The organism is Moellerella wisconsensis (assembly GCF_022592395.1).
Taxonomy (GTDB): Bacteria; Pseudomonadota; Gammaproteobacteria; order Enterobacterales; family Enterobacteriaceae; genus Moellerella; species Moellerella wisconsensis.
Map to the genome: position 1 here is coordinate 1,807,346 of NZ_CP093242.1, position 17,336 is coordinate 1,824,681.

Annotated in this window: 12 protein-coding genes; 11 read left to right on the forward strand and 1 reads right to left on the reverse strand. The window is 38.3% G+C overall.

Going from position 1 to position 17,336, the window contains the following annotated elements; translation table 11 throughout:
* Positions 1-471: 471 nt before the first annotated feature.
* Together MNY66_RS08035 and tyrP are read left to right on the forward strand one after the other, a co-directional pair.
* Positions 472-2,421, forward strand: a complete 1,950-nt coding sequence (locus tag MNY66_RS08035; RefSeq protein ID WP_241500630.1) for a pyridoxal phosphate-dependent decarboxylase family protein — start codon at positions 472-474, stop codon at positions 2,419-2,421.
* Positions 2,422-2,459: 38 nt separating this feature from the next.
* Positions 2,460-3,668, forward strand: coding sequence for a tyrosine transporter TyrP (gene tyrP / locus MNY66_RS08040; RefSeq protein WP_241500631.1), 1,209 nt, complete (start codon positions 2,460-2,462; stop codon positions 3,666-3,668).
* A 129-nt stretch (positions 3,669-3,797) separates the two neighbouring features.
* Here tyrP and MNY66_RS08045 read toward each other — a convergent pair whose 3' ends face one another.
* Positions 3,798-4,316 (reverse strand): P-loop nucleotide/nucleoside kinase family protein, encoded by a 519-nt coding sequence (locus tag MNY66_RS08045; RefSeq protein ID WP_047254837.1) that lies wholly within the window; start codon positions 4,314-4,316, stop codon positions 3,798-3,800.
* Between the two features lie 385 nt (positions 4,317-4,701).
* Between MNY66_RS08045 and MNY66_RS08050 the strand changes: the two genes are divergently transcribed.
* From MNY66_RS08050 to MNY66_RS08090, 9 genes are all read left to right on the forward strand, one after another.
* Positions 4,702-5,235, forward strand: a complete 534-nt coding sequence (locus MNY66_RS08050; RefSeq protein WP_047254836.1) for a PadR family transcriptional regulator — start codon at positions 4,702-4,704, stop codon at positions 5,233-5,235.
* 1 nt (position 5,236) lies between these two features.
* Positions 5,237-5,446 (forward strand): hypothetical protein, encoded by a 210-nt coding sequence (locus MNY66_RS08055; protein WP_241500632.1) that lies wholly within the window; start codon positions 5,237-5,239, stop codon positions 5,444-5,446.
* Positions 5,447-5,774: 328 nt separating this feature from the next.
* Positions 5,775-6,395 (forward strand): hypothetical protein, encoded by a 621-nt coding sequence (locus tag MNY66_RS08060; protein ID WP_241500633.1) that lies wholly within the window; start codon positions 5,775-5,777, stop codon positions 6,393-6,395.
* 746 nt (positions 6,396-7,141) lie between these two features.
* Entirely contained in the window at positions 7,142-8,212 is a 1,071-nt protein-coding gene (locus MNY66_RS08065) for an HlyD family secretion protein (RefSeq protein ID WP_241500634.1), read from the forward strand.
* The gene (gene rbbA / locus MNY66_RS08070) at positions 8,212-10,974 is read left to right on the forward strand and encodes a ribosome-associated ATPase/putative transporter RbbA (RefSeq protein WP_241500635.1); all 2,763 of its coding nucleotides are present in this window, start codon (positions 8,212-8,214) and stop codon (positions 10,972-10,974) included. Before MNY66_RS08065 ends, rbbA begins: the two co-directional genes overlap by 1 nt.
* Positions 10,975-10,980: 6 nt before the next feature.
* Positions 10,981-12,105, forward strand: a complete 1,125-nt coding sequence (locus MNY66_RS08075) for an ABC transporter permease (protein ID WP_241501873.1) — start codon at positions 10,981-10,983, stop codon at positions 12,103-12,105.
* A 225-nt stretch (positions 12,106-12,330) separates the two neighbouring features.
* On the forward strand, positions 12,331-12,894 hold the full coding sequence (ahpC, locus tag MNY66_RS08080) for an alkyl hydroperoxide reductase subunit C (protein WP_241500636.1): 564 nt from the start codon (positions 12,331-12,333) through the stop codon (positions 12,892-12,894).
* Between the two features lie 124 nt (positions 12,895-13,018).
* Complete coding sequence (gene ahpF, locus MNY66_RS08085; RefSeq protein ID WP_047254846.1) at positions 13,019-14,593, forward strand: alkyl hydroperoxide reductase subunit F; 1,575 nt, start codon at positions 13,019-13,021, stop codon at positions 14,591-14,593.
* Positions 14,594-15,261: 668 nt separating this feature from the next.
* A complete protein-coding gene (locus MNY66_RS08090; protein WP_241500637.1) occupies positions 15,262-16,722 on the forward strand; it encodes a hypothetical protein in 1,461 nt (486 codons plus the stop codon).
* The last annotated feature ends 614 nt before the right edge of the window (positions 16,723-17,336 follow it).

Consider the following 17,336-nt stretch of genomic DNA (forward strand, 5'->3'; position numbering starts at 1 on the left):
TACTACGTAGTATTATTAAAATTGACGGTCATTTTTTATTATTAAAAGATGACCGTTAATTTATAAATTCCTACATTCCCTAACCATTAAAATAATCAATTAATCAACCTTTACTTATAACAATTCATTTACATCATCAAGCTGTTTTTGTATGAAGATCCTTTTATTATCGATAATTTTCCTGAATTTTGTTCTTGCCCACAGTTCCGATTTATTTTGCGACTGATATATTAATATTTTAACAAATTTATATTATACCTATTAACAAGTTGGCAATAAGTCACGTCATTTTTAGCCTACAATTTTAATGGAATAGTAAATATATAGAAATACCAATGAGTTAATTGAGGTTTCTTTGTATGGCACGGAACAGATAAATGAACATACCTTCCAATGATAATAAGTTAATTAACTTAAATTCCTTGTAATAAAAAGACAACACAAAAGTTGTAAATTGAAGGTAGGGTAATAATGATTAAACAAAGCAATTCGACGATCAATGTTGATGCCTTATTTCTTGGACCTAAGTCTGAAAATGCAACATTTTTTAGAGAAATGATGGAATATGCTATTTGCGAACATCTACATTGGCGTTCTGGATTCCACCCAGAAGATTCCGCATTAATCACCACGGTAGACCGTTATACTGCTGATTATCGTGATACTTTATACCGGACAGAAGGTATTCTTAATCAATTATCATCGAAATTAAAAACCACCTCAGTGCCTTGGTTTTCTCCCCGTTATCTCGGGCATATGAACGCTGATACCTTAATGATCTCCAACCTCGCTTATGTCATGGCGATGATGTACAACCCCAATAATTGTGCACAAGAAGCATCGCCGACCACCACTCATTTAGAGTTAGAAGCAGGGGAGGATTTGTGTCGAATGTTTGGTTATGACCCGGATACTTCTTGGGGACATATCACCTCTGGCGGAACGGTAGCTAATTATGAAGGATTATGGGTAGCTCGTAATTTAAAAACGTTACCGTTAGCGATGGCTAAACATGAACAAGCTCGCAACTTGCTGCCAAATATATCAAAACAAGCATTATTAAACTTATCACCATCGACAGTTCTTGATTTTATCGATCAATTGAAATACGCCGGTTGGTTCGAAGAAGTGAGAGCCTTAACCTGTCGAGGCGCAGGGGTTGAGTCGAGTAAATTAGGTAAATTATTGGTTCCTCAATCCAAACATTATTCTTGGATGAAAGCCATGGATATCCTCGGCATGGGGCAACAAAATATCGTTCAATTACCCGTTAATCAGCAATATCGTACTGATACTCAAAAAATGCGGGCAATAGTGTTTGATCTCATTGCACGCGGTGAACCGATTTTAGCTATCATTGCGGTAGTTGGCACAACAGAAACTGGAGCTATTGATCATGTCGATAGCCTGATTCAGTTACGACGAGAGTGCGAACAGCGTTATGGTGTTTCTTTTTATATTCATATCGATGCTGCTTATGCTGGATATGCATGCGCTATGTTTTTAGATGAAGAAAACCAATTCATTGAATATGAACAGTTAATTCATCGTTATCAACAAGAAGGTATATTTCCTACCGATGTTATATGGCCTAAACCCGAAGTATATCGCAGTTTTCAAGCCTTAAAAGAGGCTGATTCAATTACGGTAGATCCGCATAAAGTGGGATTTATCCCTTACGCTGCTGGGGCTATTTGTATGAAAGATAAACGGATTGTCGATTTAATTTCTTATCATGCCGCTTATGTGTTTGAATCAGTAACGGAAAAAACGCCATCAACTAAGAATCAGCAGGTGGTTTTGGGGGCGTCTATTATGGAAGGCTCGAAATCTGGTGCCACAGCGGCGGCTGTTTGGGCTGCTCATCGGTTAGTGCCATTAAATATTCACGGGTATGGCAAAGTGATCGCTGCGGGAATAGTCACCGCGAATTGGTTAACTGAAAAGTTAAATCAAACTGAGCCGTTTAGTATTGATGACCGAACATTTAAAATTTACGCTATGCAAACACCTGATTTTCATATGGTTAATTTTATGTTCAAACAAATAGATAATCACAATCTCCAGCAACAAAATCAGCTAAATAAACGGATGTATGAACTGTGCTCTTTTGCCACTGGCCGCTCTTATACCAATGATTTTTTAACCTCATCGACGTCACTCAGCCATGAAGAATACGGCGATAACCCTGCTATTTTTTGTCAACAGGCTGGTTTTAGTTTGGATGAATGGCAACGAGTTCAAAGTTTATATGTTCTACGTGCGGCAATTATGACCCATTGTTTACGCGATAAACATCACTTCGAGCACTATTGGCAGGAGTTAAAAACTATTTTTGTCAATAAGTTACAGCAAGTTGTGGATGAAAATAATAAATCAAATCGCCTTGCGACATCTTTAGCTACTCAACAACTCGCCTAATAGCGAATTTAATAATCTCATTATTGACAGGGTTTATTATGAAGAATCGTACATTTGGTAGTGTATTTATTGTCGCGGGAACCACAATTGGTGCAGGGATGTTGGCGATGCCTATCGCAGCAGCCGGTAATGGTTTTGGTGTCAGTTTTGTTATGCTTATCACTCTTTGGGCGTTGATGTGTTATACCTCGTTATTATTAGTTGAGGTATATCAACATGAATCCCATGAAACCGGTATGGGTAGTATCGCCGAACGTTATTTAGGATCAGCGGGGAAAATTATTACTGGCTTCAGTATGATGTTTTTGATGTATGCATTGACTGCGGCCTACGTGAGCGGGGCGGGAGAAATTATCACCTCTAATCTTAACCATAATTTTCAGATTGAATTAGCGGACTATATAGGAATTATTATCTTTACCGTGATTGGTGGAGGAGTGGTTTGTTTTGGAACTACATCGGTTGATCTTATTAATCGTCTGTTATTTGCAGCGAAAACAGTCTTTATGGTGCTGATATTTGCTCTAATGATGCCTCATGTTGAACAACAAAATTTATTGTCTCAACCGATGGAATCTGTCCTTATTCTGTCTGCTATCCCGGTGGTATTTACCTCGTTTGGTTTCCACGGCAGTGTGCCGAGCATCGTTAAATATATGGGTGGCGATGTAAAAAAACTGCGTTTTATTTTTATTATTGGCAGTGCAATCCCTCTTATTGCTTATATTTTGTGGCAAATCGCCACTTTGGGCAGTATTAGTAGCGATACTTTTGTCGGTATCTTAGCGCAAAACTCAGGGTTAAATGGTTTACTCGATGCAATTCGCAACGTTGTTAATTCGAGTGAAACCGAGCTAGCGGTTCAGATGTTTATGAGTTTGGCGTTAGCTACGTCTTTCCTTGGGGTTGCACTGGGATTATTCGATTTCTTAGCCGACCTGTTTAAACGCCAAGATTCGGTTGCTGGGCGATTACAAACTGGATTATTAACCTTCGGTCCACCGTTAATTTTTGCACTATTTTATCCCTCAGGTTTTATTATGGCATTAGGCTATGCGGCAGTTTCTTTGGCCATATTGGCGTTATTACTCCCAAGTATGTTGGCGTTTAAATCTCGATCAATTAATGAACGTAATTATCAAGTTAAAGGGGGAGCGCCTGCGTTAGTATTTGTCTTTATCTGTGGGATTGTAGTCATTGCTGTACAGTTGGCCATTGTATTCAATGTGTTGCCAAATATTGGCTGAATATATTACGCGGTAATAAATCTGATGTGACTGACAATAAACGTAAATAGGGTGCTGAAAAGCATCCTATTTATTATTTATTCAGGTCTTTATATCGCTTATGCTAAAAGCAAGCATCACCGGAGAAGATTAATGTTTTCTCTTTAGCTTCTGTAAGCGATAGAGGATCATTTCCACCGCTAGCTCAACCGAGGTAACTGCACTGTCGATAACAATATCCGCGCTGTCCCACCATTCATACTCACTATTCATTACATTATCCCAATCAGGTAACTGATGACCGATAATATCTGCTACCCGTTGTTCGACTTGCGTTCTATGCTGGGCTAAATCAGAGCAAATAATTTCAATTTCAACTAATGGTGTATTGGCCTTGGCTGCGATATTTTGCCATGCGGTACGAGTAATGCTTAGCGGATTCACACAATCTGCAATCACTATTTGCCCCAGCTTTAAATTATCATCTGCGATGATATTGGCAATATTATACCCTGCGGCACCAACAGTATTATTATCAACTGTCGATGCTTGTATTAGCGATTGTTCTATAGAATCAATGCGTAAGTAACAAGCAGAAATTGATTGGGCAATCCTTTTTGCGATGGTTGTTTTGCCTGTTCCGGGTAATCCGCCAAAAACAATTAGCATATAAAGTGTCCTAATTACTCGATGTTATTGAAGCCGTCGCGTGATACAGGGGCAGGGCCCGCATCGCTAATAGCGAAATGTGTTGATTTAACTAATTGTGCCGTAATTTTAATTGATTCGCAGTAACTTTATATATCGATAGTTGAATTTTGATTATTAATTGTATGTATAATTATTAAAAAGCATAGTAATAGTTATCATTAGCATTTTTGGCATAAAATCAGATATATCTAAACTGGCATTATCCACATAATGGGTTATGATAGTGTTGTAATCGATATATCGGTTTATACTCACATATTTCTAGTTCGTCATTTTATGATGTCGTAATATTTCTGAGCGTAAAGATGGTATTGGCAGTCGATGTAGCGTAAGAGCGGAAATAATGAGCAATACTGAGCATGATGTAGATTGTTGTTGTCGAAAATCACGACGAATGTTCAGCCCAAAAGAGTTAAGAGTCTATGTATTATCTCTATTGGCTGGATCATCAAGTTATGGGTATGAGCTAATTCAACGAATTAAGCTAGCCACTGGCGGTTTTTATTGCCCCAGTTCAGGAGTGATCTATCCGACGCTGACATTGTTAGAAGAACAAACATTCATCGAACCTGTAAATCAGAGTCATGGACGCAAACAATTTTTAATTACCACTGAAGGCAAATTGTTTTTGGCTACTCAAGCTGTAATCTTATTGAATATTAAACAGAAACTTCAATATGCACGTGAGTTAAAACAAGGTAATGCGTTCGCCGATGAAATAGAACTGGCCGTAAGTAGATTTAAAAGCCTACTTAGGCACAAAATTGTACTAAAACAATTAAGTAATGATGAGTCGGTTAAGATTGTAAATATTATTAATCAGACTGTTCAGCGCCTAGAATCAATGAATCTAGCGCTGATTGAGGTGGATAACTAACATGGCAAAAACTAATCATATTATGGAAAACAACGTGAATTCTGCGGTAACAGCGAAGCAAGAGAATGATTTGGCTAATGACGATTTAGCACACCAAGAAACTGCCAATACAGAGGCACTTAACACCGCCTCGACAGAAAAGAAAGTGAAAGATCAAGTCTGTGCTAATGTTCCTTTCTCTTATTTACGCCGAGCACGTAAAGCGCGTTAATTTTAGTCTATTTTCCTTCAAAGGTGAGAAAAGTTAATCGCCTTTGAAGGATCTTCAGTTATCATATCTCTTCTATAATATCTGCATTAACCTAAATTTTAGATCCTATGATCTAATAATAGTGGGTAATAATAGGGTTCAGCCAATCTTGCCTAATCGTCTTGTGAATTAGCATTAGATAAATAGTATTTGAGCTTTAGTGAACTATTTACAAGTTACAATCCCCCAATAGGATGATTTTTATTCTCAGTGCGTAGCTAACGTAGATACAATACGTAGATAAAAATAGACACAAATCACCTATAAATAGCCGATGAGATCAGTCACGATGACAATAAAAAAAACCGTTTTTTTAATTACTCTTTTATTTTCCTGTGCTTCCTTACAGACTATGACCGCCTATGCCGCATCCTCGGAAGTGAATTCAAAAATTAGTAGTTCAAAAGATAATATGGTTGAATATCAAGCGATTGAATATTTCACTCATCTGGAACAGCACGGTAAAACTGGTATAGCTCAGCAAAGTAAACCACGCTTTGCCCGGCTGGCTAAACCTGGAGAATCAGTCACGCTAACAGCAGACCATGGGGCACAAACTACGACGGTGACGGCTCAAAAGGGCGATTGGATTATTGAAACCGATTGTTCACCTAAGGCGACTGAGCAAATGTTGGTCTCAGCAAAAATTTTTGCTGAGCAATATTATGATCCTATCACCGCATTAACCAAACCAGGTTACCTTCGTATTATTCCACGCACTTTGCCAGTGAATTATTATCCAGTCCCACCTACCACCCCCTCATTTATCATTACACGGGATGGAAAATCACCCCAAATAGTCAAATCTGGGGATGTCGTAATTCAATCATCCCGAGAAGCTAATGATATTCATCGCCTGTCGATGGCAGAGTTTATCTGTCATTATGAGATTATCGCTGCAGCACAATAAATATATCCAATAAGTTTATTATATAAGCACGGGGGCATTAATAACCTGTGCTTACAGCGATAACACAGAATAAATAGCATTAAATAAAGATAGCTGCGTAATAATAAGTAATATGTGAAAAATAATACTTTAACTTGAAAATTATTTATTTTGATGCTGTTTTATAGAGCGTAGATAATAATTCTACAGATAAATTCATAAAAAAAAGTAACAATAATTTAGCATAATAAAAATTATTAAGATGATTTCTTGGTTTTATTTTTTTCGACGCTAATATTCTAATAAATACTAACTTTTTTTGAGCCACACAAGGATCGTTAACCTATTTATTGGTTTGAACTGAAATATTGTGATGCATGTGCTATTTTAAAATAAATATTAACGCTAAAATATAGCTATAAAAATTAAATGGTTAATCAGAAATTATGCCATGAAAATACAATTCAATGTAGGCGTAGGCCAAAAATTAATTATTATTTAAATAATGTTCAAAATAATTACTTAAATTAAGGACTGTAATATGCAACTTATCATCAAGAGAACATTTTATTAATTTTATTTTTACTGATGTCATTTTCTACCTGCAAATAGTTCAGATACTACGGTGTAATGATAAGTATTTGGGTAATAATTATTAGGGTAATAATCTGCTACTTAAAATAGGCTAGTGGTCTTGATATTTTACCAATAAATTCAGTTTACTGTAGCTATCCTTCCTCTAACCTGAAAGATGAGAACAGGTTGTTATGAAAACAGAGAATAAGCGCAAGATTACAATTTTTATTATTGTTTTAATTATTTTAATTATCGGTGGATATTATTATTGGGATCAGCGGAGTAGTGATTTACCCCCTGGATTCGCCCAAAGTAATGGTCGGATAGAAGCCACCGAAATTGATATTTCGACCAAAACACCGGGACGCATTGAATCTATTGAGGTTAAAGAGGGCGACGTTGTTACTAAAGGGCAAGTTTTAGCCAAAATGGATACTCGCGCATTGCAAGAGCAACTACATGAAGTACAAGCGCAATTAAAACAAGCCACCAGCACGGTAATGACGGCAGAATCTGCATTAACTCAACGTAAAAGTGAAAAATTAGCGGCTCAAGCGGTAGTTAAACAACGAGAGGCTGAACTGAATGCTGCCCAAAAACGCTTAGTTCGTTCTAAAAAGTTGGTACAAACCAATGCAATTTCGGTTCAACAATTGGATGATGATTTAGCTAAAGTACAAGGTAATCGAGCTGCACTTGAAGCAGCTAAAGCACAAGTTGCCGCATCAACGGCAGCGATTGATTCAGCGCATGCTGGTATCGTACAAGCCAAAACTCGGGTTGAGGCTGCTGCTGCTTCTGAGCGTAGGATCATCGCAGATTTAGACGACAGTATCTTAAAAGCACCTCGCAGTGGACGGATTCAATATCGTGTCGCTGAACCGGGTGAAGTGTTATCTGCCGGGGGACGAGTATTAAATATGGTCGACCTCAGTGATGTGTATATGACCTTCTTTTTGCCGACCACAGATGCCGGTAAAGTCGCGTTAGGTAGCGAAGTACATATTGTTCTGGATGCAGCGCCAAATTTAGTCATTCCGGCCAAAGCTACTTATGTGGCCAGTGTTGCACAATTTACACCGAAAACCGTCGAAACCGACAACGAACGATTAAAATTAATGTTCCGTATTCGCGCCAGAATTTCCCCCGAATTACTAGAGCAACACTTTGAATATGTAAAAACAGGTTTACCCGGTAAAGCCTATGTACGGTTAGATAATTCGCTCGCATGGCCGCAAAATCTTGAGGTGAGAATACCGTAATGACAAGCAAACCGCGATTAAGGGATGATGTGATTATCGATTTACGCCATGTCAGCCAGCATTACGGGGAAAATTGTGCGCTTGATGATATTACGTTGCAAATCCCGGCACGCCAGATGGTCGGTCTAATCGGCCCTGATGGCGTCGGTAAATCGAGCTTAATCTCACTTATTGCTGGCTCACGAGAAATACAACACGGGCAGGTCGTAGTGCTTGGTGGTGAGATGAGCGATAAAGCTCATCGACGAGCCGTTTGCCCGAGAATAGCCTACATGCCGCAAGGTCTCGGGAAAAATCTCTACCATACATTGTCGGTATTTGAGAATGTTGATTTTTTTGGGCGCCTATTTGGTCAATCAAAACTGGAACGAGAACATCGAATTAATGACTTGCTCGAAAGTACCGGGTTAGCGCCATTTCGTGATAGGCCGGCCGGTAAATTATCGGGAGGGATGAAACAAAAACTCGGGCTTTGCTGCGCGCTTATTCATGACCCTGAGTTATTAATCCTCGACGAACCAACCACAGGGGTTGACCCATTATCTCGGGCTCAATTTTGGGAGCTAATCAATCGGATACGTGAACGTCAAACCAATATGAGCGTCTTGGTAGCGACTGCATATATGGAGGAAGCCGAACGCTTTGATTGGTTAGTCGCTATGGATGCCGGAAAAGTATTAGCTACCGGCCATGCCACTGAAATTAAACAGCAAACCAAATGCGAAGATTTAGAAGCGGCATTTATTGAATTGCTCCCGGAAGATAAAAGAAAAAATCATCAAAAAGTGATTATTCCCGCCAGAGATAAATCTGCCGATGATGTTATTGCCATTGAAGCACAAGATTTAACCATGCGTTTTGGTCACTTCGTGGCCGTAGATCATGTCAATTTCCGTATTCCTAAAGGCGAAATTTTCGGCTTTCTCGGCTCCAATGGTTGTGGGAAATCCACGACCATGAAAATGTTAACCGGGTTGCTACAAGCCAGCGAAGGACAAGCATGGTTATTCGGGCAGGAGATAGACCCCAAAGATATCGAAACTCGTAAACGGGTCGGATATATGTCGCAGGCATTCTCGTTGTACAGTGAATTAAGTGTACGCCAAAACTTAGAATTACATGCCAAATTATTTCATATTCCCGAGGCTGAAATTAGCTCACGTTGCGATGAAATGTGCCAGCGTTTTAATCTCAGTGAAGTACAAGATACTATGCCAGATGACTTACCTCTGGGGATCCGTCAGCGGTTATCCTTAGCTGTTGCGGTTATTCATCGCCCTGAAATGTTGATTCTGGATGAACCGACTTCAGGCGTTGACCCAGTAGCCCGTGATATGTTTTGGAATCTGATGGTTGATTTATCTCGACGTGACGGTGTCACTATTTTTATCTCCACTCATTTTATGAATGAAGCAGCACGCTGCGACCGTATTTCGTTAATGCATGCTGGTAAAGTGTTGGATTGTGATACGCCGGCTAATTTAGTGAAAAAACGTGGATTAGCGACCTTAGAAGATACATTCATTGCCTACCTCAAAGAGGCGGTGAAGGCGCCCGAACCAGATACTTCACATGTGCCTACTGCGGCTCGAGATCCACAACAGCAAAATAGCACCGAACAAGCGCTGAAAAGTCGCTTTAGTTTACGGCGTTTGTTCAGTTACAGTATTCGCGAAGGTATGGAACTACGCCGTGATCCTGTTCGTTCAACACTTGCATTGTTAGGTACCGTAATCTTAATGTTTATTATGGGTTACGGTATTAGTATGGATGTTGAAAACCTACGATTTGCGGTGCTTGACCGAGACCAAACCGGAATGAGCCAAGCGTATAATACTAACTTAGCCGGTTCGCGCTATTTTATCGAACAAGCGCCGATTAAAGATTATGATGAATTAGAGCGACGATTACGCAGTGGTGAAGTGACTGTTGCTATTGAACTTCCACCTAATTTTGCCCGTGATATTTCGCGCGGTCATAATGTTAAAATAGGCGTATGGATTGATGGTGCCATGCCTAATCGTGCTGAAACGGTTCGCGGTTATATTCAAGCCATGCACTTAATGTGGCTAAGCAATATAGCCAGCCGTCAATCACATGGCGTGCAAGGTATGCCGGCGATAGATATTGAAACCCGCTATCGTTATAACCCAGATGTAAAAAGCTTACCGGCGATTGTCCCCGCCGTTATCCCACTGTTATTAATGATGATCCCGGCTATGCTTAGCGCCCTAAGTGTAGTACGTGAAAAAGAACTTGGCTCCATTATTAATTTGTATGTAACGCCGGTGACTAAATTAGAATTTCTGCTCGGAAAACAGCTTCCTTATATCATCTTGGGAATGTTTAATTTCTTCTTGCTCTGCGGCTTATCAGTTTTTGTCTTCGGCGTCAGTTTAAAAGGCAGCTTTTTAAGCTTAACTTTAGCCGCGCTGCTGTATATAACTATTGCCACCGGTATCGGATTACTTATCTCGTGCTTTATGAAAAGCCAAATTGCTGCGATTTTTGGAACCTCAATTATTACGCTGATCCCTGCGACTCAATTTTCCGGCATGATTGACCCTGTCTCCTCCTTAGAAGGGATGGGCCGCTGGGTAGGGATGATTTATCCGACCTCACATTTCTTGACTATTACTCGAGGGATCTTCTCTAAAGCGTTGGGATTATTCGATTTACAGAGTTCATTTATCCCATTGTTGATCACTATTCCGCTGGTTATTCTTTTAAGCGTGCTATTCCTGAAGAAACAGGAGTCATAAATGGTTATCAGAACACTGCAAAATATTTTTAATTTAGGGATGAAGGAGCTACGCAGCTTAAGCCGAGATAAAGCGATGCTGGGGCTGATCATATTCGCGTTTACCGTATCAATTTATTCGTCTGCCACCGTGACGCCGGGCTCTTTACATAATGCGCCTATAGCTATTGCTGATCAGGATAAATCCCAGCTATCCACCCGCATTGTTAATAGCTTCTATGCACCATTTTTCCAAATGCCCGCTGATATTGTTCCCGAACAGATTGATGGCTTACTAGATCGAGGTACCTATACCTTTGCACTTGATATTCCGCCTAATTTTCAACGTGATGTATTGGCTGGTCGCCAGCCAGAAATTCAAGTTAATATTGATGCAACCCGCATGAGCCAAGCCTTTTTAGGCAACAGCTATATTCAAAATATCGTCCAAGGTGAAGTGAATGAGTTTTTAGCTAAAACCAGAAATAACAGTGTGTTACCCGTTGATTTAGAAGTTAGAATGCGCTTCAACCCTAATTTAACACAATCATGGTTTGGTTCAGTAATGGCGATAATCAATAATATTACTATGCTCTCGATTGTCCTCACTGGGGCGGCATTAATTCGCGAAAGAGAACACGGTACAATTGAACATCTATTAGTTATGCCGGTTACACCTTTTGAGATAATGCTGTCAAAGATTTGGTCGATGGGCTTAGTGGTATTATTAGCCTCAGTAATATCCTTGATTTTAGTCGTAAAAACCTTACTTCACGTGCCGATTGAAGGATCGATCCTATTATTTATCTGTGGTGTTGCCTTAAGTTTATTTGCAACCACATCTATCGGTATTTTTATGGGAACAATCGCCCGTTCTATGCCTCAATTCGGCTTATTGATGATTTTAGTTTTACTGCCGTTAAATATGCTTTCCGGCGGGATGACTGCGCGTGAGAGTATGCCGCAACTGGTACAAGATATTATGTTGACCATGCCAACTACTCATTTTGTTAGCTTAGCGCAAGCGATTCTATATCGTGGCGCAGATTTTTCGATTGTTTGGCCTCAATTTATTATTCTATTCATTATTGGTGCTGTCTTCTTTATTTTCGCTTTATTACGCTTCCGTAAAACCATTTCCTCGATGGCTTAATTATTCAGATTTAAACTAACGATATCAATAACATTAATGGCCGGTTTCCCGGTCATTTTTTTAGGCTTATGTTCTCGAAAAGTAGATTGCCACATAATCCTTAACTATCAAGAATAAACTAACCAAAGGCAATACCTATCAAATTAATAGAGTCAACTAATTGGAGAAGCGGTATCTAAATCGGTAACTTAGTCCTCAACCAAATAAGAGGAATAAGGAAAACACATGTCTTTAATTAATACTAAAATCAAACCGTTCCACAATACTGCATTTAAAAACGGCGAATTCATTGAAGTTACAGAGAAAGATACTGAAGGCAAATGGAGCGTATTTTTCTTCTATCCAGCTGACTTTACCTTTGTTTGCCCAACCGAATTAGGCGACTTAGCTGACCATTATGATGAATTCCAAAAAATGGGCGTTGATATTTATTCAGTTTCTACTGATACCCATTTCACTCATAAAGCATGGCACAGCAGTTCAGAAACTATCGGTAAAATCCAATATGCAATGATTGGCGACCCAACAGGTGCATTAACACGTAACTTCGAAAATATGCGTGAAGATGAAGGCCTAGCAGATCGTGGTACTTTCGTGGTTGACCCACAAGGTATCATCCAAGCGCTTGAAGTTACCGCTGAAGGTATCGGCCGCGATGCAGCAGATTTAGTACGTAAAATCAAAGCAGCACAATACGTTGCAAGCCATCCAGGTGAAGTTTGCCCGGCGAAATGGAAAGAGGGCGAAGCTACTCTATCTCCATCACTGGATCTGGTTGGTAAAATCTAATAAAAACACATTGATAGCACTATTTACGCTAAGCGTAGATGATGCTTACTTGTGATATTAATAATGTTATCGGGTGCACTGCACCCGATTTATAACCGGGGAATACTTTATGCTCGATAACAATTTGCTCGACAGCAATATGCAGGCTCAATTAAAAGCCTATTTAACTAAACTAACTCGACCTGTTGAGTTAGTCGCTAACCTTGATGACAGTGCAAAATCAAAAGAAATTAAACAACTGTTATCTGAAATTGCCGCATTATCAGACCAAGTGACTACCCGCGAAGAAGACAATGCTGGACTGCGCAAACCTTCATTTTTGATTACTAACCCGGGTAATAATAGTGGTGTCCGCTTTGCCGGCTCACCTTTGGGCCATGAGTTTACCTCTTTAGTATTAGCATTATTGCAAGTCGGTGGTCATCCATCGAAAGAAGCCCAAGAATTATTAGATCAAGTGAAATCGCTTGAAGGCGAATTTCAGTTCGAAACTTACTACTCATTATCTTGTCACAATTGCCCAGATGTAGTGCAAGCGCTTAATTTAATGGCAGTATTAAATCCTAATATTAGCCACACTGCGATTGATGGTGGTGTGTATCAAGATGAGATAACCTCACGTAATATTATGGGTGTACCGGCAGTATTTTTAAATGGCAAAGAATTTGGCCAAGGCCGTATGACCCTAAGTGAAATCGTCAGTAAAGTTGATACCAATGCTGATGCACGTGCGGCTAAATCATTAACTGAACGTGAACCGTATGAAGTTTTAGTTATCGGCAGTGGCCCAGCAGGAGCTTCAGCCGCTATTTATGCCGCACGTAAAGGTATTCGTACCGGCGTTATCGGCGAACGTTTTGGCGGTCAGGTTATGGATACCGTTGATATTGAAAATTATATTTCCGTGATCAAGACAGAAGGCTCTATTTTTGCCGGCGCGTTAAAAAATCATGTTAACGACTACAGTGTCGATATTGTCGACGGTCAATCAATCACCAAATTAATTCCAGCGTCAACCGAAGGTGGATATCATCAGGTTGAAACTGCTTCAGGCGGGGTATTGAAATCTCGCAGTATTATTATCGCGACAGGAGCGCGCTGGCGTAACATGGGTATCCCGGGCGAACAAGAGTATCGCACCAAAGGGGTCACTTATTGTCCACATTGCGATGGCCCATTGTTTAAAGGTAAACGCGTGGCAGTTATCGGCGGCGGTAATTCAGGTATTGAAGCCGCGATTGACTTAGCGGGCATAGTGGAACATGTTACGGTGCTTGAATTTGCTTCCGAATTAAAAGCTGATTCGGTCTTACAAGACAAAGCTCGTAGCTTAAAAAATGTGGATATTATCGTTAATGCCCAGACCACAGAAGCTCAAGGTGACGGAACTAAATTAACTGGATTAACCTATAAAGACAGAACCAATGATTCATTGCATCATCTTGATGTTGCTGGAATTTTTGTCCAAATCGGCTTGCTACCTAACACTAATTGGTTAGGTGATACGATAGAACGCAATAAAATGGGTGAGATTGTAGTAGATGCGCGTGGCGAAACCAATATCAAAGGGATATTTGCCGCCGGAGACTGTACAACTGTACCTTATAAACAAATTATCATTGCGGCCGGCGAGGGTGCTAAAGCCTCATTAAGCGCCTTCGATTACCTAATTCGTACCAGTACCAGAACCGCTGAATAGATATAATTTCCTATTAATTCAGTGAGTTGTAGTCAAAAGGCACTCGGGGGCGAGTGCCTTTTTTTTGCGCACAATCTGTACAAAAAAGGCTCAAAAGTGCCTGGCTTTAGCTCTCTTAAGGACGCGTTCGATGCATATAAATCTAACATTGCCACTCAAGGGCGAAACTTTTTGCAGATTAGTAATTTGCCGATGTGTTTAATTAAAAGTGATCCTGTCCAAGATAATGCAAAACTAAAAGCCTCTATACCAATAAAGCCGAGCAAAGCTTTGAAACCCGTTATGCCACACTCGTTCTTGAGCGTTATCCCATTGAAAGATTATCCGGTTTTTTGCCTAAGATACTTATGAAAGAAGCTGCAATATTAGAGCAATACAATGAGCGCGTAGATAGCTTACAGGCACAGTTATTTGCATATTGCATATTGCATATAAGGCAATCAATAATGAGTGGTTTGCCAATAATCACGCACCGTTAATTACATTGTTAGAAAGCGTTAGCGTGAGTTCTTCTTGTAAAAGTAGCCCATATTCGCCAAACGCACGATGTTATTATTGATTTGGCAAAGGTAACGGATAGCATGTGAGTGAGATTTATCTTATGTGCTTAAGGTAAATTTAATGGTAAGACTATGCACTAATATTCGATAATGATAAATAGAATTATTATGTTTGATGGTCTTGGTTATGTTGTTGCGATCGGTGCGGTGGTCTTAATTACTTTATGTATAACCTACTTGATTTCGATTGGAAATGCTTTCAACGATACAATACCAAAGGATAAAACCTTAGAATGTAATTCTGAAAAATTTCTTGCTAAGGATGGTGAAGATAATAGTTTTAAAAATAAATTAAAAAATATTAGCAAAGTTTATAAATGGAGAGGTCTGATTATTGCCTCTGTTTTCATTCCATTTTTAAATTTTATATACTATTGTGATGTTGAAATTTATTTTGTTAAAGATAAAGGTGAAATGTTTTTTGGTATTTTCACATTTTTCATATTTACATTTTTAAATTTTTTCCTGGTTTTTTTTAGATTCAAAAAATCAAGTGAATTTGTTGGTGCATTCTTAATATCTTTTGTTGCATACAATGTTATTTATTTTCCTCAGAAATTAAATGTTGATTTTGAAAATAAAATATATTCATTTATTGCTAATGGAGACACTAACTCTTTAGAAAAAGAGTTAGGTGAAAATTGTGACTTAGTGGATGATAAACTAAATGATTATATATGGTATGCATCATTTAGGTCTGAAGTACCCATTGACTCTTTAGAGTTTTTATTTGGTTGTCAATTCCATAAAAATAACTTTGATGTTAATAAAATAGAAGAGGGTAGACACTACCTCCGATATTTTTTTGATGAGAAAATATCAAGAAATACAGCGATAAATCATAATCTTGAAGTTCTTTTTGCTGAAAAATATTTCACTTTACTTGATGAGGAATCAAAACAAAAATTAATATGGGAATTAGTATATGAAATTGCAAATGAAAGTAAGAAGGAATACAGTGATATTTATATTAGTAGATTAGATAAGTTAATTGAATTAAATCCAACTATTGCTAGCTATGTTAATCTTCGAGATAGCGATTATCATAAAATAATAGAATATAGAGAAGTGAATGCAGCAAGTTATTTTTTAACCAGATTGCCGCCTAGTAATGATGATTACAAATTGGCAATGAATATATTGACCAATAATTTACCTTTCGTAATTGAAAAAATTAAGAGTGATAGTAATATTTTAGAAAATACAATCATCAATGATATTGACTCCTATTTTTATAAAAAGAAAAATATAAATTTAATTTTTTATGCATTTTATGTTGGTAATACAGAAATGATTAATTACTTGATTGATAATGAATTGTTTAAGATTATAAATTACAATTATGAAGTTAAAACGTACACTCAGAATCCTGAAACAGGAGCGGTAGATACTCATAATGAAGGTTGCAACAACTACTTGGTTACAGGCATAGCAGAGAGCTGGACTCTTAATGACGATGAGAAAAAGGCATTGCTACAAAAATTAAAAAGCTTACCAAATATTTGTGACCGAATGATTGAAGTGGAATTAAATAAAATTGATGAAAATCTAGCTAAGTATAAATCCTAATTACTATTTAAACAAGCAAACTGAGTCGTTTATTAACTCAGTTTGCTTATCTTAAGTTTATTTATAATCAGGCTCTCTCCCTTTTGTCTGCGTCAAAAAATCCAGTAACGCATATTGTTTAAAGCAGGTCATTTCAACGCCTAGTATATTATTAATTTATTTAATATTTTCCATCAACGATAATCTATGCCATTGTTTATCTGTTAACATTATTCTTGGCATGATATCTCAAAATGACATTTCAGAATGACAGTTTTTTGATTGGTAGTGAATCTAATAATATCGAATTACTATGCCACTCGATTAACATCCTCAAAAAATCTACACCCCTTAGTAAATGAATTAAATTTACCTAGTTAATCTATACCAATATCACTGAATAATTAATGACTTAATCCTACAATAGTGTTGATGGTAATATACAAAAAATAATTCATAGGGACGATATGCTGGCTAGCGCAAAAAATTTAATGTTATGGTTGACTTACTAAAAGTAAAGAATGAAGGTTATACGTTATAAACAACAAAATCCTCATAATCATCTTTGGATAAAAAATATCGAGGATCCTAAACAAAAATCGACGAAAATATTTGATATAACTAGCGTTAATGCC